The organism is Shewanella sp. Isolate13 (assembly GCF_022398325.1).
GTDB lineage: Bacteria > Pseudomonadota > Gammaproteobacteria > Enterobacterales > Shewanellaceae > Shewanella.
In genome coordinates, this window is the sequence record NZ_JAKEVD010000001.1 from 52674 (window position 1) to 73971 (window position 21298).

Consider the following 21298-nt stretch of genomic DNA (forward strand, 5'->3'; position numbering starts at 1 on the left):
ATAATGAGATTTGGCTGTTTAACGCCAAAATTTAGATCAAACGACTACAAAACTGAAAGTTTACAACCTGAAAAATAACAAAAACTAACCAAGTTAAGGCTCATATCACAACTGAGTGGCGGGCTTAACTCAATTCTTTGCGCCATTATTAGCTAACAGAACTTAAACCGAGATTAAGGCATACTTAAAAAGAAGGTCCTAGAACGCTCCACTGCGAGGACGGGCTAAAGCCCTGCTAGGAAAGGCAAAAGCCAAAAGTACAACGCTGTGATCTTTTGCTTACCGCTTTATCTTTTCCTAGAACCTGCTTTTCCTAGCACCTAGGACCTTTTATTTCTAATAACCTAGATTCTAGAACGCTTCGCTACTAGAGCGGACTATGTCCTGCTATACAATCCAAAGCTGTGTATGCTGTTGCTAATGTGGGTTGGGCTATAGCCCATCAGCCTTGTCGCTAAACACACCTAAATTAACAGCATAAATGCCGACCTACATTAATAAAAGGGCCTAGGACGCTTCGCTTCGAGGACGGGCTGAAGCCCTGCGAGGAAAAGCAAAAGCCAACAGCGTCAAGTTGTGATCTTTTGATTTTCCGCTTTATCTTTACCGGCTTTATCCGTCTCTGCTCATACCGTCACAGCCTTTCCGGCCTTTCTCAGCTTTCCCCGTCTTAGCTTTTATCGGCTCTAACCGGCTTTCCCCATCTTAGCTCTTCTCTTCTTTACCCAGCTTTTACCGTCTTTGCCTTTACCCTGAGACTATAAACTGACTCTGAAAAGATTGCGCCCAACGTAATAGCTCGACTCGATTTCTCGCTTGGGTCTTCCTGAAAATAGAGGAGATGTGTGCTTTAACTGTGTGCTCACTGATGTTCAGCGTGTTGGCGATCTCTTTATTACGCGCACCACTTGATACCAGCTGGATAATGGTTTTCTCTCGTTTGGTTAGCAGCTGCAGCATTTCCGAGCTTTGCTCCGATAACTCATCCGGTGCTTCGACTCGGCGGATCAATTGGCGTAACATCTGACTCATAAGGGGGCGGTCGAACCACAGCTCATCGGCCAACATCTTACGCAACCCCGTCAAAAGGAGATCTATCCGCTCTTCGCTAAATAACAAACCACGGAGTCCCATTAACAAAGCGGCATCGGCGGTCAGCTGTTCTCGCTCAACTTGATATAGGGCGACAGGGACATGCTTAACCAATTGACAGGCAATAAGCGGGATACCATTAGCATCGAGTGCGGCTCCCTGTTGTGATAACAGATAAAAGCTATTCACGTTAGCATTAGCTTCTAACTGTTCGACACTGGATAGGACGCGTGTTTTAAGTCCTATTGACTCCGCTAGAATTGCTAAGTGGCAAGGAGATGCCACCTGATGAAGAAAGACAACCTCATCAATTTTACTCATCACTTTTCTCCCTGAAAAGTTTTGCCTGTCCGCTAAATAGAACAAACTCCGATGTTAAGTCAGAATCGAATCTGAGATAACATGAGAGCCTGCAACCTTAAATAGCACTTTTACTGCGGCATTATTTTTATTCATCCCTACGAGGCACATCATGTGACCCGCTGAAGGCAAGAAGATAAAATCTTGCCTTTCTAAATTCCTTAGAATTCATTCAGCCTATCATAATTTCTCTAACCTAAGCTTTGTGCTCAACGCCTTATCATGCAAACGACTGAGGAGTACGATTGCTGATATGCCACCGATTAATGCCATCGCCATATCAGACTGTGTATCCCACACGTAGCCTTGAGTACCTAAAAATGCCTCGGCATCTTCTCCTGTCAACTCGGCTACCCACCACTCAATAAGCTCGTAAAAAGCTGAAAATGCCAAAGAAAAACAGACAGCTAAAAAATTACACCAGGCACCAACTTTAACCACACTCAAGCGGGTAAACACCTCTCGAGCCAGAATGGTCGGAATAAAGCCTTGGGCAAAATGCCCGACCTTGTCGTAGTTATTACGTTCCCCACCCGTCCAGTCGCGAATCCAATCGAACAGCGGCACTTCGGCATAGGTGTAATGCCCGCCTATCATCAAGATAATGCAGTGAATTAAGATCAAGCCGTAGGCCAAACTGGTTAAGGCAAAGCTTTTACGGGTATAGATCAAAATTGGCAATGCAATTAAGGCCGGTGCCACCTCTAAAAACCAAGTGAATTGATCCTTTGGATTTATCCCAGACCAGATCAATACGGCAAAGAATATCACTAGCCACGCAGCGCTTTTATTCAAAATATCTTCCTTATATACCATATTGTTCTAAATTAAGAATAAACACTTTAGCCATCTAGCCCTCCACAGCAACAAAGAAAAGTGCTACTTTGTTACCTCTGTTACGCTTTCGAAGTAAATTTCGGTTGTGAAGGCTTTACAGTCCTTAGTACATTGACAGTCTATACCCAAACCACACCTACAACGTAGAGTTTAGTCGTCTTTGCGGTGGCATTAAGTATACATAATACAAATAAATAGAAGGGTACAAAAATCATGGCGAAACATTCGCTGGACAAGGATAAAATTAAGATCCTGCTGTTGGAAGGCGTCCACCAATCTGCGGTAGATGTATTTGAACGTGCGGGTTATAGCAACATTGAATACCACAAAGCATCGCTAGCCGAAGATGAGCTGCACGCAGCGGTTAAAGATGCCCATTTCATTGGTATTCGCTCCCGTACCCAATTGACTGAAGAAGTATTATCCCAAGCAGAAAAACTCGTTGGTATTGGTTGTTTCTGTATTGGCACCAACCAAGTTAACTTATCGGCAGCAGAAAAACTGGGGATCCCAGTATTTAATGCACCATTCTCTAACACCCGCAGTGTGGCAGAATTAGTGCTTGGCGAAATCATCATGTTACTGCGCGGTATTCCGCAGCGTAACGCGCTAGCTCATCGCGGTGGCTGGCTAAAGAGCGCTTCTGGCAGTTATGAGGCCCGCGGTAAGACCTTAGGAGTCATCGGCTACGGCCACATAGGCACTCAGCTAGGTATTCTTGCAGAGACCTTAGGCATGCGAGTGATCTTCTTCGATATCGAAGACAAGCTACCACTGGGTAACGCCCAGCAGGTGCATTCTCTGCAGCAGGTATTATCCCTTGCCGATGTTGTCAGTTTGCATGTTCCTGAGACGCCACAGACTAAAGAGATGATAAGCCATGAAGAGCTAGCCTGCATGCGTAAGGGCAGCATTTTAATCAATGCCTCACGTGGCACTGTGGTCGATATCGATGCCTTAGCGGCTTCATTAAAAGAGGAACATCTAGCGGGCGCGGCAATTGATGTATTCCCGGTTGAGCCTAAGTCTAATGATGACGAATTTCTGAGCCCACTACGCGGCCTAGACAATGTGTTGCTAACTCCTCACGTTGGCGGCAGCACGGCTGAGGCACAGGAAAATATCGGTGTCGAAGTTGCTGGTAAGCTGGCTAAATACTCAGACAATGGCTCGACCATGACTGCGGTAAACTTCCCTGAGGTTTCACTAGCGCAGCATTCTGGTACTTCTCGTCTACTGCATATTCACCATAACCGCCCTGGCATTCTTATCCAGATTAACTCGGCGTTTGCAGAGAAAGGCATCAACATCGCCGCTCAGTATCTACAGACAACCTCTGAGATCGGTTACGTGGTAATGGAAGTCGACTCTGATCAGGCAGAAGATGCATTAGTGGAACTGCAAGCGATTGAAGGCACGATTAGAACTCGCCTGCTGCACTGATATCTTAGTGACATAAAGCCGGTATAGTCGGCCATAAATAAAAGCCGTATAACTGAGGTTATGCGGCTTTTATTTTTATCTGCGTAAGCACAAAATGTTTGAACGACTGCGCTTGCGCAGTACAAATTTAGCGGTACAATCATTATCTCTTTGGTTTAACTCTTGGATCTTCATATGACCCTGTCAACTTCTCAGCCAACTTGGCCTCTTAATGGACAACAGCCTGAACTGCTTTTCTCAGAATTAACGCACTTAGGTTTAATCTCGGTCACCGGAGAACAGGGTCGCAGCTTTATACACGGCCAAGTGACGACCGATATCAGCTCACTCGAGCAAGACCAATGGCGCTGGGGCGCCCATTGTGACCCTAAGGGGAAAATGCTAGCTAGCTTTAGAACTTTCGCTAAAGATGACTGCCTATTCTTAATGATGCCAAGAGAGACTTTGGCGCTGGATCTGCCTCAACTGCAAAAGTACGCCGTCTTTAGCAAGGCTGAACTGACAGATGTTAGTGATAGCTACCTATTACTCGGTGTGGCAGGTGAGCAAGCCAAGGCATGGTTAACCGCGCAATATGGCGAGCTAAACCATGAGCTAACATTAATCGATGGCGGTATGATCATCCACGATGCGGGCCGCTATATTCTTGTGGTTGAGCAAAGCCAAGCCGATTCCATCATCGGCGCTATCGAGCAGCCTATTTTCGATGCCACTGCATGGCAGGCACTGGAAATCGCAGCTGGTTACCCAAACTTAGGTGCTAGCCATCAAGGGCAATTCGTACCGCAGATGTGTAACGTGCAAGCGATCAACGGCATTAGCTTCAACAAGGGCTGCTATATGGGCCAAGAGACGATTGCCAGAATGAAGTACCGCGGTGGTAACAAGCGCGCACTTTACATCGTTAGCGGCAGCGTATCGGCACCATTAACGAACGACAGCCAACTTGAGATAGCGCTGGAAGATGGTGAAGGATACCGCCGTGCGGGAACGATTATCGAGGCGGTTCAACGTGATGGCCAAGTGTTATTAACTGCCGTACTGGCTAACGATACTCAACTCGATGCCAAGCTTAGAGTTGCCGATGATGACCAGTCTGAACTCACCCTGATTGCTCTACCTTACTCCCTCGAAGAGCAAGAGTAATTTGTGGATTTAGCAGAAAAACAAAAAGGCGCTTAATGCGCCTTTTTATTTACCCCAACGAATCAACACAGAATCGATTCAAACTATTCAGACTCATTATGGGCATCGCGGATTTTAGTCAGCTCAGCAACTATCTGTTTAAAGTGCCTCACCAGTTCAGGATCGAAGTGCTTTCCCGCCTCATCCTCTATTAACGCCATCGTCGCCTCTACCGTCCACGCCTTCTTATAAGGGCGAATCGAGGTTAAGGCATCAAACACATCGGCGATTGCCACTATCCGCCCTTCGATAGGAATATCCTCACCGGATAAGCCATAGGGGTAACCGCTGCCATCCCACTTCTCGTGATGGCTCAAGGCGATCCTCCGCGCCATCTCCAGTAGCGGATCTTTATGTTCACCGATGATCTCGGCGCCGATTTCCGCATGACGCTGCATCTCCTGCCACTCAATGTCATCAAGCTTAGTTGGCTTTTTTAAAATAGAGTCTGGCGTACCAATTTTGCCAATATCATGCATAGGCGCCGCGTTATAAATAAGCTCGCAATAACGTTCTGGCAGACCAGACTGCACCGCCAATAAACGTGCATAGTGACTCATCCTGACCACATGTAGGCCGGTCTCATTATCTTTATATTCTGCGGCGCGGCCAAGACGGCGGATGATCTCAAAGCGCGTCTCTTCAAGCTCTTTAGTACGCGCCTTGACTTCCTGCTCCAGTAAACGCTTCTGATCATACAGGGCTAAGTGGGTTTTCACCCTCGCCTTCACTACTGGCGCACTAACAGGCTTAGTAATGTAATCGACGGCGCCAAGCTCAAACCCTTGAGTCTCGTCGGCGACCTCTGTAAGCGCGGTCACAAAAATAACTGGGATGTGGCTAGTTAATGGCTCTTGTTTGAGTCGCTTACACACCTCATAACCATTCATACCCGGCATCATCACATCCAAAAGAATAAGATCCGGAGTGGTTTTACTCGCCAGTGCAAGGGCTTTAGGGCCATCGATCGCCACCTTGACTCGATAGTCCCTCCCTAAGATCCCAACCAAAATATCAATATTCTCAGGGGTATCATCCACAACTAAAATGGTGGCCTTGTCCATTTAACCCTCTCTCCTTTTAGAACTAAAACTCTCTCAAGTATAGCCAAGCATTCCTGCTCGTTTGCTAAGCACTATCCAGTACAAACGCTCCTCACTAAGAGCCCCTGTTTAACGCTCCGATCCCCACTCGCTAATCATTTTATTAATAGGCTCTTATTCGGCTAACTTGGCTTGTTGTTATCACTAAACAAGGCTTGGATCAGCTCCGCCGCCTCATCAAACTGGTAGCCGTTGACCATGGTCACCGCCGGAGTCATCTTCTGCGATAGCGATGGCGAGACTCGAGCTTTGATCTCATTTATTTTCTCAACCGCATCAGAATCGGCCTCATCTAACATCTGCAGTAGCTGTGTCACTTCTTCAGTTAGTTCCTTATCCGACAACGAAGACTCTGACGTAGCACTCGCCTCAAGTTCATCTTCGCCATCCAGATCCGCCTTCCAGCTCGCTATGGCCGCGCATATCGATGCCGTTAACTCGGCAATCTGACTCAGTTCAGCTGTTACATCCGCCGTTGGTGAATCTAGCAGCTTAGTCTCTAGTTGACTTGCGAGCTTCACCAATGCCGTCGAGCACAAGTTACCAGAGACCCCTTTAAGGGTATGAGCATAGCGGATCGCTTCATCGGTTTTACCTTGGCTAAGTGCTGACGCTATCTCTTGGGCAATATGGATTTTACCGCTATAGAATCGTTCGAAAATCCTTCGATATAGCCGTACAGAGTTCTGTACCAGCTGCAACCCCTTATCAATATCTATCGCCTCATGCTGCGGCCAAAACAGCACCTCTTCGCTGTCCTTAATATCAAAATCTGTTGCCGAGATTTCCAGCTGACTGTCACCTAAATATTGCAGCAAGGTACTATAGAGTCTCGCCACCTCGATAGGTTTAGCAATATGATCATTCATACCAGCTCGCAAACACATCTCTCTATCTCCCGCCATGGCATTAGCTGTCATAGCGATTACGGGCAGCTTTTCTAACCCTGGCATTTTCCTCAGTTCCCGCGTGGCTTGATAGCCATCCATAATTGGCATCTGACAATCCATCAGCACCAGATCGACGCTTTGCATCGCCAGCTTCTCCAGTGCCACCTGACCATTCTCGGCAATGGATAGCACCACCCCAACTTGCTCAAGAAATTCGGTGGCGACCTCTTGATTCATATCATTATCTTCAACCAACAATATTCGCTTGCCCTGCAACTGTCCTAGCAACTCTTGGCTGATGTCACTCCCTTTACGACGAACCGCCATCGCGCCATTTTGACCAAGCGAAGACATGATGCCATCAAGAAGCCGTGAAGCACTGATGGGTTTGGTGATGTAACTGGCTATCTCACTGTGTTCTATCTGCTCGATAAACTCGGCATTGGCATGAGCCGAGACGATCAATATTTTCGGTGGATTATCTTGCTCAGCGAGAATTTTTTGGGCGGCTTCGATTCCATTCATTTCCGGCATTAACCAATCGATCAGCGCCACCGGATAGTCCGTATGTTGGCAACGCTCAATCGCCTCGGCGCCACTCTTAACGGCATCAACCTCGAATCCCATGCTCTCAAGGGTGGTACGCATGATGTCTCGAGCGGTCGCGTTATCATCCGCCACCAAGATCCGCATCCCTTCAATCTCACGTTTCACTTTTAACAACCGGTTATCGGCAACCGTCAGTCTCACGCTAAAGTAGAAGGTACTACCGTTGCCAAATTGGCTTTCAACACCGATTTCGCCCCCCATCAGCTCCACCAGCTGCTTACTGATTGCCAGACCTAAGCCTGTGCCGCCATACTTTCTAGTGGTTGAGGTGTCTGCCTGACTAAAGGACTTAAACAGTCGATCACGCTGCTCTTCCGTAAGACCAATACCGTTATCACGGACACTAAACCTAAGCACAATGTCATCTTCGATACGCTCTAGCAGGCTAATGGAAAGCAGCACCTCCCCCTGTTCGGTAAATTTAATCGCATTACTCATCAGGTTAATCAGTATCTGACTTAGGCGCAGTGGATCCCCCTGCAGGAGTCTTGGAATGTTCGGCGCAACGGCAAACAGCAACTCAAGCCGCTTATCGGTGGCCTTGACTGAGAACATATCACTCAAGTCCTCGAGCAGGATATCGAGCTGAAAGGGGACTGACTCAATATCAAGCTTGCCAGCCTCTATCTTAGAAAAGTCGAGAATATCGTTAATGATCCCCAGCAAAGACTTAGAGGCTCTATCGATTTTCTGTACATAATTTTGCTGCTTACTATCGAGCTCTGTCTGCAAGCAGAGCTGTGACATGCCGATAATGGCATTCATCGGAGTGCGAATTTCGTGTGACATATTGGCTAAGAAGTCACTCTTAGCCTGATTGGCCGCATCGGCACTGTCTTTAGCCAACTTAAGCTCTTCAGAAAGCTGCTTCAGTGAGGTGATATTGGCCATAGACAACACAACAGAGGTTAATTGGCCATCGGGATCTTGCAGCTTCGTCAGGGTGATATCCATCCAGATACACTCGCCAGATTGATTAAGCAACCTTAGCTCGGTGAACATATTGTCGCTGCCACCCTCGGTTAGCCCGGCAAACACTTCTCTGGCCTTTTCTCGATCGTCTAAATGTTGAAAATCAAAGAAAGAACAACTCTTCAAATCGGCGACATCTATCTGCATATACAGACTAAACTGCTCATTACAGTCGAGAATATTGCCGCGTTCATCGACATTGACTATGCCAATACCTGCATTATCAAACAGCGCTCTAAAGTGAGCCTCACGATCTTCTAACTCCTTATCTATCTGTTTACGGTCGGTAATATCCATCAAGTAACCGTTCCAGCTAATACAGCCATCGGCTTGCAGATCCCCATGAGCCCCTGCCTGAAGCCAACGGATGTCACCGATAGGGTGGCGGTACCTAAACTCTTCGGTCCACTGTAGCCCTTTACTACTCTTGCCCGAGAGCGCCTCAATAATATGCGAGCGATCATCTTTGATAATACACTCGGCCACTCGCTCAAAGTTATTTAAAACTTCATCACGGTGAAAACCTAAAGTGGTGATACAGGCACTGGAAAGGAAAGTAAACTTGCGCTCACCGTTACGGCACCAATGCAACTGATAAACCGTGCTTGGAATCGATTCGGTAATCGTCTCCAACTGCCGTTGAGACTGAGCTATTTCCTCTTGGGCTAACTTACTATTAGTGATGTCGTGAATGCTACCATCGAACCAAAGCGCGAGCCCATCATCGTTGTAACTCGCCTTGCCTTTTTCATGAACCCAATGGATGCTGCCATCTCTGTGTTTGATTCGGTATTGAACTTCGAAACTTTTTTGCTCTAGCAGTGCCTCTTCGATGGCTCGGGTTGTGTCCTGCAGATCTTGCTCGATAATCAAACTCGCAAAACTTCGGCTAGCATTTTCAATAAAGTCCGATGCGGGAAATCCGGTGATCTCGCTAATGTTATCGCTGATATACTCCATCACCCAAGTCTCACCGACCTGGGTGCGGTAGACGGCACCAGGGATATTAGTGACTAAGCCTCGAAAGCGACTCTCGCTATCTTTGATCCGCTGAGCGATCTCAAGCTCAACAGTCATATCTCTAACAGTAGCGGCCACCTGACGCTTGCCATCATCGGCAATGGGTAGCAAGCCCAAGCTCACCTCAACCGGAAACTCGGTGCCATCACTCCTACGGGCATGTAACGATCTACCCGCCCCCATCTTGCGATCACGCCCCTCAGCCATAAACTGCGCCCGCTGCTTTGCATGCCCTCCTCTCACCGCATCTGGGACTAACTCATCGACAGACATTGCCAACATCTGTTGCTCACTGTACCCAAACAACTGCTGACAACGGCTATTGGTAAATACCAGTTGTCCCGACTCTTCAACGATCAACATCGCCTCTGGCGCAGACTCGAGCACCGCATTTGACCAAGCGACGGCAGAAAACTGCTCGGTCACATCATTAAATAACATCTCAATGGAGAGCAGTTCTTTGTTGTCAGACAGTAGAGGCTGCATAAACAGATCTAAGCGTCTCAACTTACCGAAGGCATCTATCATCTCTATCTGATGCGGCGGCACATTCTCCCCAAGTAAAGCCTGGTCCATATACTGCCAATTTAGCTCGTTGATGGGATTGTCTGAAAACATCCTCTGGTACTTGCGCTTTAACAGTTCTGGTGACACACCCAGCACTTTTTCAACGCCTTCGCTCACTTGAGCTATCTGACCACTAGGTTCAATTGAGCAATAGAAAGACTTATCACTCATGCCATCGATCAACTTAGCGAAGCGATTACCTCGTGAATCTAACAGCGCCTCTTCTCGCTCCTCCAACACCTCGGCCATGTCGTTAAACTTATCGGTTAGAGTAACGATTTCACTCGCCGCACCACGGGGCTTTTTAACTCGTTTAGTTTCTCCTGCGCCAAAGGCTACAATACCGGCCTCCAACTCCTCAATGGGCCGAGTCAAACGCCTAGAGGTGACATAACCTGTCAGTAAAAGAAGGATAGAAAGTAAAAAAAGGTTAAGGCTTAAAGAGAAAAAGTCACTGAGCAGCTCGCCATACAACTGGTGCTGAGAAGTCATGACCGCCACCCGCCAATTAAGGGCAGGAACCACGCCGACACTGGCGAGGAATTTGTCACCCACGCTATCTTCAATATAGGAATAACCGAGTTCACCACGGTTAATCAAGTCGATAAACTTTTGATTTTCATCGGACTTAGACAACCATTTATCGGTTCCTCTCTCAAGGAGTAAACGGTTATTAGGATGATAGATAAGCTGCCCCTTATCATCAAACACCACTATCTGCTTAGTCGATACACCCACCATCTGTGGAATGGAATTAAGCGCCAGATCCACGGTAACCACTCCGGAAAAAGGTCGCTTGCCACCAAATGGCTGAGAGAAACTCACCATTAAAGCGTTACCAGCTCCCTCATCAAAATAGACGGGAGACCAATACCCGTCAGGATTATCGATAGCCTTGCTCCACCAATCCCACTCACCGTTGGTGTAATCGTAACCATCGACGCCGATATCCATCAGACTAATCTCGGTTTGCTCTCTATATGCATAGGGGGCATATAGCTCGCGCCCCTCGATAAAACCTTTTTGAAACGCGATGGCACTGCCGTAAAAGTCACTATAGCGCTCAAGGCGGTGGCTTAGCAGTTGTTGAAGCATGGCTTCATCGGCGAGCTCTTCACGACTCCCCATCTCTGTTAGGAATTCGGAAAAAGAGCGAGTGTCGGTTTCGGCAGTGATGAGAAAATACTGCAGGCGTAGCGCTGCACTCTCGGCTTTTTGACTGAGGTGCTGATAGATATCCTGCTCTTCATCTTGGTAATTAATCCATGCATTCACACCGAAAACGACTGCCATAATTGCAATCAGAGGCAGGGCCATTTGCGACAAAATTCGGCTACGAAAGGTACGAAGTCTGCTCATATCCATAATCCACAGGGCTTTGGTTGAAATGCTTTGGTTTAATAGTGCTACAGCAAGCAGCGGCCTTTATTCTCGAACATGAAAAATGCCTATCACAGGCTTTACCAATTAAAGACGGTAAACTGTGATTTAACACCTTTAAAAGAGCTCCATTTACTTTTAATGGTGTTAACTATTTGATGAGCTTGAAATAACATGTTCATTAAATCACCTTAAACAACGTCATTCAATATAAATAGCGTTTATTAAATGAACTACAACATCAGTAAAGCATGCTAGATTAATATTTGAATTAGAAGTCAAAGTACTGCGACAGGAGTTGTAATGGGGACTGAGATTGTCGGGCTGAGGTGCGTCTCAAAAGGATTTAACGATGGAGACAAATTCCATCAGGTTTTAGATGATATTAGCCTTAGCCTAGATACCGCCGACACAGTTGCATTAACCGGCCCTAGCGGCAGTGGTAAAAGCACCCTACTTAATGTCATTGGCGGCTTCGAGTTTATCAAACAGGGCCAGTTGTTCATTAACTCTAATGACACCGCAAGCTGGCAAGATAAGCAATGGAGCCAGTTCAGGCGCCAGCATCTAGGCATGGTTTTCCAGCAATTTAATCTATTAACCCCTCTCAATGTAAAAGACAATATCGCCTTCTCTCTTAGCTTAAACCAACAAAAATGGAGCCCTTGGTGTGACTATTTGGTAGAGCAACTCGGTCTGAGCGAAGTTAAAAATAGAAGTGTCGAAACCCTCTCTGGCGGTCAGCAGCAGCGCGTTGCTATCGCCCGCGCCCTTGCCCATAGACCAAGGCTATTATTGGCCGATGAACCTACAGGCAACTTAGACGAAAAAGCGGGTCAACAGGTGATGAGCCTGCTTAGCCTGCTCGCTAAAGAGTCTAACACCGCCATTCTAATGGTCACTCACAGCAGCGACTGCGCAGCTTTTATGGCCAGACGTTGGCACCTTGAGAATGGTAAGCTCTATGAGTAGCCTCGCCGGGCAGGAGCTGTGGCTTACGATGCGCTTAAGCCTGAGCGTATTTACACGCCACTATTTAAAATCACCTCTGCAGGCCGGCGCGATTCTAGTCGGGATCATACTCGCAGTCACCCTATTAATCGGCGTCAGAGCCACCAATGAAAATGCGGTACGCAGTTACTCCGAGGCAACCGAGCTACTGAGCCAAAGAGCGCAACTGCTACTCACGCCGATAAGCGGTAAGAAGTCAGTCGATGAGGCGGTTTATTTTGCACTTAGGCAAGCTGGAGTCGATCGGGCCTTAGCGGTACTAAGCGGCACCGTCACCGATGAAACGGGGCAACGCTGGGATATTCAAGCAAGCGATCTGGTGGCGGCGCTGTCGATACAGAGCCAGCGAGAAACCCAAGGTCAAACGAAAAGCCAAACAGAAGACGCGCCAGAACAAAATCAGCTTTCGCTACTGTCGGCCAACCTCCCCCTCGGTAAGTTACTCTCGGGAGCTCCCTACATATTGATGAGTGAAAGCTTTAGTGCGCAAGTCGCTCCTCAAGGCAGTATGACGCTTAACGGCGCTCAACTAAAGGTTATTAGCCTAGACGATAGCCTTGGACTCGGCAGTGCCATCTTAATGGATATTTCACTGGGACAACGGCTGTTAAATCGCAGGGGCGAACTCAGCTATATCGCATTATTTGGTCAAGCCCAGTCACTCACTAAAGCGATCAATCAGGCCTTTAACGGTCAAGGCAGTCTGTATTTTAACCTTACGCCACAAGATGATGGCGAAGGCCTGACGAGCCTCACTCGCAGCTTTCACCTAAATCTAAGCGCAATGAGCCTACTGGCATTTGTCGTTGGGCTATTTATCGCCTATAACGGCGTGCGCTACAGTCTGCTCAAGCGCCAAAAACTATTGGTGCAGCTGCAACAGCAGGGCGTACCTCAACGAGCCTTACTACTCGCCCTACTGTTTGAGCTACTCATATTAGTGCTTATCGGCTCATTAGTTGGCTTTATTCTTGGCCTGCAGCTCAGCCATTGGTTACAACCTATGATTGCACTCACCCTTGAGCAGCTCTACGGCGCGAGACTGATGCCGGGTGTTTGGCAGTGGAGCTGGCTCTATCAGGCTATCGGCCTCACCTTCTTGGCGGCACTACTCGCCTGTTATCCGCTATTTAATCATTTGGCTAAACAACCTTTAGCGCGCAGTGCGAGTCGCTTCGAGCAGCAGAGTCATGGTCGAAAACAACAACGAAAACTCTTTGTTGTCGCCCTATTACTACTCGTTTTAGCGGCTGGCTTGTTTCCGCTGACACAGGACTATCAACATAGCCTAGCCTTATTAGGGTTGGTCACCATCGCCATTCCTTTACTGTTGCCATTGGTGTTACAAACTGGCTTATCCCTTGTTGAGCGAGCCACTCGGCCAGGCCTATGGCAATATGGTGTCGCCGAGAGCAAAGAGCTTATCGCTCCGCTCTCCCTAGCCATGATGGCGATGCTACTGGCTCTGACTGCCAACATCTCGATGAACACCCTAGTCGGTAGTTTTGAGATCACCTTAAAGCAGTGGCTCGATGACAGACTCTATGCCGATCTGTACATCCGTCCCCCCAGCGACAAAATGGTCGAGACTCAAGCCTTGCTGGCAAGCTTAACCAATGTCAGTGCTATTTATGGTCAGTGGCTGCACACGAGTCAATACCAGCAAACGCCAGTGAGTTTAATGACCCGAGATGACCACTCCTTACGAAATAGCAATCAGATTAAGGTACAGTCTAATAAGCATTGGCAAGATCTCTTCGAGGGCAAGGTGTTGATGATCAGTGAGCCGATGGCGATCAAGCACCGACTCAATGTGGGTGACAAGATCAGTCTCCCCGAGTTCGAAAAAGTCTCTCTAGCGCCAATGGCTATTGGGGCAATTTTCTATGATTACGGCAATCCCAACGGACAGGTCATCGTCAGTCAAACGACCTGGAAACGGCTACAGCTACCGATTCTGCCAACGAGCATTGCGGCGGATTACGCTGGTGAAATTAGCCAACTCGAATCGATACTGCAGACCCAGCTGTCACTGCCCGCCGCGCAGATGTTTAACCAAAGTAAAATCAAGCAGCGTGCGATGCAGATCTTCAAACGCACCTTTTCTATCACCTTAGTGCTCAATAGCTTAACTTTACTGGTTGCCGCCATCGGCCTGTTTAGCGCCTGCTTGATGCTGACCCAAGCGAGGCAAGCCCCACTTGCCAGACTCTATGCGCTGGGAGTGAGTCGCGGCCAACTACTCTGGTTGGTTTCGGGGCAGATGCTGTTGATTGTCCTCTTTACCTGCCTCCTTGCCCTGCCTACTGGTGCCTTACTGGGTTACCTACTGATAAATAAGGTCACCCTACAGGCTTTTGGCTGGAGTATCGCCATGATTTGGGACTGGCAAGCGTATTTCAGAGTGCTAATGGTCGCGATGCTTGTCAGCGCTGTCGCGGTGATCTTGCCGCTGTTGTGGCAGACCCGTCGCCCCTTGATTAGCAGCTTACAGCGGGAGGTATTATGAGGCCGTTAATTTGGAGCCTGTTTTTGACTCTTTCACTCTGTGGATGCTTTTTCGATAAACCGACCGCAGACACACCACAGGGGATGGGACAGCTGCTCGATGGCAACATCCAAGGCTACGCTCCCGTCGTTCCGGGAAAAACATTCTCCTTTCCCGACGACCACCAGGCCCATGAAGATTTCAGACAAGAGTGGTGGTATCTAACCGCTAATCTAAAAACCGCCTCCGGAGAGCACCTAGGCCTACAATGGACCCAGTTTCGTATTGCTCTCTCCCCTCCCAACGCTGATGCAGAGGCGAGTAAACAAGACGCTGTCCAATCGAGTTGGCAGACTCAACAGCTCTATATGTCCCATACCGCAATCACCAGCAAGACTCAGCACCTTGCCAAGGAAAAATGGTCTAGAGGTAGCCCAGCCCTTGCAGGATCTCAAGTAAGCCCCTTAGTCATTAAACAAGATAGCTGGCAGTGGCGCAGTGACGATAATCAACTATTTCCGGCCACACTATCGGTTACCACCGACAGTTTTAGCTACCAACTCAAACTTAATAGTCAGGCTCCCTTCCAGCTTCAAGGCGATAACGGCTATAGCCAGAAAAATGCGGCAGGCACTGTCGCGAGCTACTACTACAGCCAACCTTTTATCGAGGTCAGTGGCACTATCGAGCGAGATGGAAAGACGGTAAAAGTCAGCGGTGATGGCTGGCTAGATAGAGAGTGGAGCTCACAATTTCTTGCCAAAACTCAGCAGGGTTGGGATTGGTTCGCCTTAAGACTCGATGACGGGTCTGCGCTGATGTTGTTTCAGCTAAGGCAAAAAAACGCTGATAAACAAGATTTCTACAGCGGCAGGCGCATGTATCGCGATGGCCGCGGCCACAACATTACCAGTAAAGAGATCTCGATGATCCCAACGGCTTGGCAGCAGACAAAATCGGGACGCTACCCAATAAGTTGGCAAATCAGCATCCCCTCCGAAAACATCCAATTAACTACCCAAGCGCTCAACCTCGACTCGAACATGCCGCTGTCCATTGCCTATTGGGAAGGACCAATCAAGATTAGCGGTAGTCACAAGGGTCTCGGGTACATGGAACTAACCGGTTATTAGACAATAATCAAACAACATACCCAGCTTGCCACAGATATATTCTCATGCTGTTTACGCCGCTATAGACACCTGTAAATAAAAATCATTATCAATAAATAAGTTTTTGAATATCTTGCCTTTTTAATATAGCGCAAGCTAACATTCCAAGCGGGTATTTTTTAAACAGCGCACCAGTATTTATTGATAGATTTGTGAACTCGATCAACACCAAAAAGTTGATCTTGGTCTACAAAAAACTCCAATACCCCTTGCGAGGTATACCCACAATAATTATGAGGTCTAGACTCGATACTAACCTTGCTAGATAACATAGACGTCACTCGACAACGATGGAGTCGTCAAAATCATATAAAGGTATAAAGATGAGCCAAGAGTTTCATATTACCAGTCTAGTGGTGCACGCGGCACCGCACGCAGTGACTGAGATTAAAAGCAGAATATCTGCTCTTGAAGGCACCGAAATTCATGCCGTTACCGATGAGGGCAAGTTTGTGGTCACCGTTGAAGGTGGCACACAAGGCGCCATTCTCGATAGCGTAGAAGCAATTAACGCCTTAGAAGGCGTACTAAATAGCAGTCTAATTTATCATCAAGTCGATCCAGTAGAAGAAAAGAGTGAGGAACACCATGAGCATTAGCCGTCGCGAGTTTCTAAAAGCCAACGCCGCCGTTGCAGCCGCAACAGCCGTAGGCGCGACTCTGCCAGTTAAGATAGTCGAAGCTGCAGAGCAAAAAGACAACATCAAGTGGGACAAAGCACCTTGCCGTTTTTGTGGCGTAGGTTGTAGCGTTCTCGTGGGCACAGATAATGGCAAAGTTGTGGCCACTAAAGGTGACCCTGAAAGCCCAGTGAACAAAGGCCTTAACTGTATTAAAGGCTACTTCCTTTCTAAGATCATGTACGGTAAGGATCGTCTAACTACGCCACTTCTACGTATGAAAGATGGCCAATATGATAAAGAAGGTGAATTCACCCCAATCAGCTGGGATAGCGCTTTCGATATCATGGCTGATAAGTGGAAAGACACCCTTAAGACTAAGGGCCCAACAGCCGTTGGTATGTTTGGTTCAGGTCAGTGGACCGTATGGGAAGGCTATGCGGCCTCTAAGCTACACAAGGCAGGCTTCCTTACCAACAACATCGACCCTAACGCACGTCACTGTATGGCATCGGCAGTAGGTGGCTTTATGCGCACCTTCGGTATCGATGAGCCAATGGGTTGTTACGATGACCTAGAGGCTGCCGATGAGTTCGTACTTTGGGGTGCTAACATGGCAGAGATGCACCCAATCCTTTGGGCTCGTCTATCAGATCGCCGCCTAAGCAGCCCAACCAGTCGCGTACACGTGCTGTCGACCTTTGAAAACCGTAGCTTCGACTTAGCCGATAACGCGATGGTGTTCCGCCCTCAGTCTGACCTAGTTATTCTGAACTACATTGCTAACTACATCATCCAAAACGATGCAGTGAACAAAGACTTCGTCAACAAGCACACTAAGTTTGCACTCGGTACCACCGATATCGGTTACGGTCTGCGTCCAGACCATCCGCTAGAAAAGAAAGCGAAGAACCCAGGTAACGGTAAGTCTACGCCTATTAGCTTCGACGAGTACGCTAAGTTCGTTAGCTCTTACACACTAGAGTATGCAGCAGAGATGAGTGGCGTTGAGCCAGAAAAGCTAGAGCTAATGGCTAAGGCTTATGCTGACCCAAGTGTCAAAGTGATGAGCTTGTGGACCATGGGTATCAACCAGCACACTCGTGGTGTTTGGGCCAACAACATGCTTTACAACATCCACTTACTAACAGGTAAGATCGCCACACCAGGTAACAGCCCATTCTCATTAACGGGTCAGCCATCGGCTTGTGGTACGGCACGTGAAGTGGGTACCTTTGCTCACCGTCTACCTGCCGACATGGTTGTTGCGAATCCTAAGCACCGCGCAATCACTGAAAAACTGTGGCAACTACCAGAAGGCACTATTCCGCCAAAGCCTGGTTACCACGCAGTATTACAGAGCCGTATGCTAAAAGATGGCAAGCTGAACTGTTACTGGACTATGTGTACCAATAACATGCAAGCCGGTCCAAACATCAATGATGAAATCTACCCTGGTTTCCGTAACCCAGAAAACTTCATCGTGGTATCAGACCCATACCCAACGGTAACTGCAACTGCAGCCGACTTGATCCTTCCAACCGCTATGTGGGTTGAGAAAGAAGGTGCTTACGGTAACGCAGAGCGTCGTACTCACATGTGGCACCAGCAAGTTAAAGCACCAGAAGGCGCTAAGTCTGACTTATGGCAGCTAATGGAATTTTCTAAGCGCTTTAAAGTGTCTGAAGTGTGGCCTGCAGAGCTTATCGCTAAGAAGCCTGAGTACGCAGATAAGACACTTTATGACGTGCTATTTGCCAATGGCGTAATCAACAAGTTCCCATCGTCTGAGTGTAAGGGCGATTACAACGATGAGTCAGATGCATTTGGTTACTACGTGCAAAAAGGTCTATTCGAAGAGTATGCCCAGTTTGGTCGCGGCCATGCCCATGACTTAGCAGACTTCGATACTTACCATGAAACCCGCGGTCTACGCTGGCCAGTGGTTGATGGTAAAGAAACCTTACGTCGTTTCTCTAAGGGTGACCCTTATGTGAAAGGCGATAAAGAGTTTGATTTCTACGGTAAGCCAGACGGGAAGGCGGTGATTTTCGCGCTACCATTTGAGCCTGCAGCTGAAGAGCCAAACGAAGAGTTTGATCTTTGGATGTCAACAGGTCGTGTTCTTGAGCATTGGCACACAGGTTCGATGACGGCTCGCGTTCCTGAGCTATATCGCGCCTACCCAGATGCGCAGATCTTTATGCATCCTGAAGATGCTAAAGCCCGTGGACTTAAGCGTGGCGATGAAGTCATCGTAGCCTCACCTCGCGGTGAAGTGAAAACACGTGTTGAAACTAAAGGCCGCAATAAGCCGCCAAGAGGCGTGGTATTTATGCCATTCTTCGATGCGCGCCAGCTGGTCAACAAGTTAATACTAGACGCGACTGATCCTCTGTCTAAAGAGACAGATTTCAAGAAGTGTCCAGTTAAAGTGATGAAAGCGTAAGCTTTTTACTAACAAACTTAACTTTAATCGCTTGAGCAAAAACGGAGAATAGAGAAGCAAATGAGTACGGTCAATCAGAGTAAGTTCACAGTCAAAGGCGTTAATCGCCGTCAGTTTTTAGCCACTTCGGCTAAAGCGGGCTGTGCAATGGGCTTGCTAGGGTTAGGGTTAACTGCAGTTGCTAAGCAATCTAGTCAGTTAGACCCACTCGCGATTCGACCGCCAGGTGCATTAAGTGAACAAGATTTTCTCTCGGCCTGTGTACGCTGCGGTTTATGCGTAGAAGCCTGCCCATACGACACCCTCAAACTGGCTCGCTGGTTTGACGGTGCTCCGACAGGCACGCCCTACTTTACCGCACGCAAAATCCCCTGTGAGATGTGTGAAGATATCCCCTGTGTAAAAGCCTGCCCATCGGGTTCGCTTGACCATGATTTAACGGATATTGAAGAGTCTAAAATGGGGATTGCTGTACTGATCGATGAGAAAAACTGCCTTAACTTTAAAGGGTTGAGATGTGATGTTTGTTATCGGGTATGCCCGCTAATCGATGACGCAATCACACTAGAGATGCAGCACAATGAACGCAGTGGTCACCATGCGATGTTCCTCCCCACAGTCAACAGCGACAGCTGTACCGGCTGTGGAAAATGCGAACACGCTTGCGTGCTTGAGCAAGCTGCGATCAAGGTGTTACCTACTCATATTGCTTTAGGTAAAACGGCTTCACACGATACTTATATCAACACCGAAGAAACCACGCTTGAGATGTTAAACAAGGGGCTTGAGTTATGAGCCAGACACTAAAGCAAAAACCGACAACACATGGCTTTGCTAAAGCGGCAATAAAAGAGCTTGGATGGTGGCGCGCCCACAAATTCCTATTTCTTCGTCGTCTCAGCCAAGTCAGTGTCTTTGCATTGTTTGCCATTGGCCCCTGGTTCGGACTCTGGTTGCTTAAAGGCAACCTCTCAGCCAGCGAACTCTTCGGTGTTGTGCCTTTATCTGATCCACTTGCCACCTTGCAAGTGTTGATGACAGGCCATCAGCCCGAGCTAAGCTTAATTCTTGGCGCCATTATTATTGTGCTGCTGTATGCAGTACTTGGTGGCCGAGTATTTTGCAGTTGGGTCTGCCCCGTGAATATGGTGACAGATCTAGCTAGCTGGTTACGACGTAAAATGAACTTGCCTCGCACCTCCGAGATGCCAAGGAACTTACGTTACTACCTGCTCGCGCTTGTGCTCATACTACCTGTGCTATCTGGCATAACAGTCTGGGAATGGCTTAACCCTGTTCCTGTATTGTACCGCGCCGTATTGTTTGGCGCAGGCAGTGGTTTATGGATCTTGGCCGCCATCTTCTTACTGGACTTATTTATCAGTGAGCGAGCATGGTGCGGACACTTGTGCCCAACGGGAGCACTCTTTGGCCTTATCGGCAAAGTGAGTCCAGTAAAAGTATCAGCCGTAAACGCAAAAGACTGCGATAACTGTATGGATTGTTTTGTGGTTTGCCCTGAAAGACAGGTATTAAAACCTGCACTCAAGGGCAAGCAACCCATGATAATCGATAGTGATTGTACTCAATGCGGCCGTTGTATCGACGTTTGCGCCCAACGCGTTTTCCAGTATCAAAATCGAATTGCCCTAAAGGCGGAGAACAACCAATGAAAAAAGTACTCACCTTAGCTGCGCTAGTGATGGCGCTTAGTGCTTGCTCAGGTCAGCAAGCGAACACTCAAGCCGAGCCAGTTAACATCAGTTCACTCGGTAAATCTGAGATCACCGATATTCGTGCAGCCGATCCTGCGCCGCTTTATCCAAAGCGCGGTAAGTCTATCGAGCGTACCTTCGTACATCAGCCACCGATGATCCCACATAAAGCGGATTACCCAATCACGCTGAAGAAAAATGGCTGTATTAGCTGTCACAGTCCGGCAAAAGCTAAGCGCATGAAGGCAACAGCCGTTGATCCTTCACATATGTTGGCAGACGGTAAGTTAAATAACGAGTACTACAACTGTACTCAGTGCCATACGCCACAAGCGGAAAACAAGCAGCAGCTAGTCGAAAACGACTTCTCTGTTCAATAAGCTTT

At 47.9% G+C, this 21298-nt stretch carries 14 protein-coding genes; 10 read left to right on the forward strand and 4 right to left on the reverse strand.

The annotated features are described in order from the left end of the window. Positions 1 to 747: 747 nt before the first annotated feature. Positions 748 to 1413 (reverse strand): response regulator transcription factor, encoded by a 666-nt coding sequence (locus tag L1D44_RS00230; protein WP_239888235.1) that lies wholly within the window; start codon positions 1411 to 1413, stop codon positions 748 to 750. A 219-nt stretch (positions 1414 to 1632) separates the two neighbouring features. Then, positions 1633 to 2247 (reverse strand): DUF2238 domain-containing protein, encoded by a 615-nt coding sequence (locus L1D44_RS00235; protein WP_239888236.1) that lies wholly within the window; start codon positions 2245 to 2247, stop codon positions 1633 to 1635. 255 nt (positions 2248 to 2502) lie between these two features. Between L1D44_RS00235 and serA the strand changes: the two genes are divergently transcribed. Both serA and ygfZ read left to right on the forward strand, forming a co-directional pair. After that, positions 2503 to 3732 (forward strand): phosphoglycerate dehydrogenase, encoded by a 1230-nt coding sequence (gene serA, locus L1D44_RS00240; RefSeq protein WP_239888237.1) that lies wholly within the window; start codon positions 2503 to 2505, stop codon positions 3730 to 3732. A gap of 174 nt (positions 3733 to 3906) precedes the next feature. Next, positions 3907 to 4878: a tRNA-modifying protein YgfZ gene (ygfZ, locus tag L1D44_RS00245; RefSeq protein WP_239888238.1), complete on the forward strand. Its 972-nt coding sequence runs from the start codon at positions 3907 to 3909 to the stop codon at positions 4876 to 4878. 83 nt (positions 4879 to 4961) lie between these two features. On the opposite strand, the gene L1D44_RS00250 is transcribed toward ygfZ, so the two are convergent. Both L1D44_RS00250 and L1D44_RS00255 read right to left on the reverse strand, forming a co-directional pair. Continuing rightward, the gene (locus tag L1D44_RS00250) at positions 4962 to 5981 is read right to left on the reverse strand and encodes a two-component system response regulator (protein ID WP_239888239.1); all 1020 of its coding nucleotides are present in this window, start codon (positions 5979 to 5981) and stop codon (positions 4962 to 4964) included. 161 nt (positions 5982 to 6142) lie between these two features. Then, positions 6143 to 11443 carry a PAS domain S-box protein gene (locus L1D44_RS00255; protein ID WP_239888240.1) on the reverse strand — a complete coding sequence of 1767 codons (5301 nt, stop codon included), beginning with the start codon at positions 11441 to 11443 and terminating at the stop codon, positions 6143 to 6145. A gap of 318 nt (positions 11444 to 11761) precedes the next feature. Here L1D44_RS00255 and L1D44_RS00260 point away from each other — a divergent pair, with 318 nt between their 5' ends. The 8 genes from L1D44_RS00260 to L1D44_RS00295 all read left to right on the forward strand — a co-directional run bounded on the left by L1D44_RS00260 (position 11762) and on the right by L1D44_RS00295 (position 21293). Continuing rightward, on the forward strand, positions 11762 to 12430 hold the full coding sequence (locus L1D44_RS00260; RefSeq protein WP_239888241.1) for an ABC transporter ATP-binding protein: 669 nt from the start codon (positions 11762 to 11764) through the stop codon (positions 12428 to 12430). Further along, on the forward strand, positions 12423 to 14978 hold the full coding sequence (locus L1D44_RS00265) for an ABC transporter permease (protein WP_239888242.1): 2556 nt from the start codon (positions 12423 to 12425) through the stop codon (positions 14976 to 14978). The genes L1D44_RS00260 and L1D44_RS00265 overlap by 8 nt, the downstream gene beginning before the upstream one ends. Continuing rightward, positions 14975 to 16090 (forward strand): lipocalin-like domain-containing protein, encoded by a 1116-nt coding sequence (locus L1D44_RS00270; protein WP_239888243.1) that lies wholly within the window; start codon positions 14975 to 14977, stop codon positions 16088 to 16090. Before L1D44_RS00265 ends, L1D44_RS00270 begins: the two co-directional genes overlap by 4 nt. Positions 16091 to 16452: 362 nt before the next feature. After that, the gene (locus L1D44_RS00275; protein WP_239888244.1) at positions 16453 to 16728 is read left to right on the forward strand and encodes a chaperone NapD; all 276 of its coding nucleotides are present in this window, start codon (positions 16453 to 16455) and stop codon (positions 16726 to 16728) included. Beyond that, a complete protein-coding gene (gene napA, locus L1D44_RS00280; RefSeq protein WP_239888246.1) occupies positions 16718 to 19198 on the forward strand; it encodes a nitrate reductase catalytic subunit NapA in 2481 nt (826 codons plus the stop codon). The genes L1D44_RS00275 and napA overlap by 11 nt, the downstream gene beginning before the upstream one ends. A 60-nt stretch (positions 19199 to 19258) precedes the next feature. After that, positions 19259 to 19993, forward strand: coding sequence for a ferredoxin-type protein NapG (gene napG / locus L1D44_RS00285; RefSeq protein ID WP_239888247.1), 735 nt, complete (start codon positions 19259 to 19261; stop codon positions 19991 to 19993). After that, complete coding sequence (gene napH / locus L1D44_RS00290) at positions 19990 to 20871, forward strand: quinol dehydrogenase ferredoxin subunit NapH (protein WP_239888249.1); 882 nt, start codon at positions 19990 to 19992, stop codon at positions 20869 to 20871. The genes napG and napH overlap by 4 nt, the downstream gene beginning before the upstream one ends. Continuing rightward, the gene (locus L1D44_RS00295) at positions 20868 to 21293 is read left to right on the forward strand and encodes a nitrate reductase cytochrome c-type subunit (RefSeq protein WP_239888250.1); all 426 of its coding nucleotides are present in this window, start codon (positions 20868 to 20870) and stop codon (positions 21291 to 21293) included. The genes napH and L1D44_RS00295 overlap by 4 nt, the downstream gene beginning before the upstream one ends. Positions 21294 to 21298 lie beyond the last annotated feature (5 nt).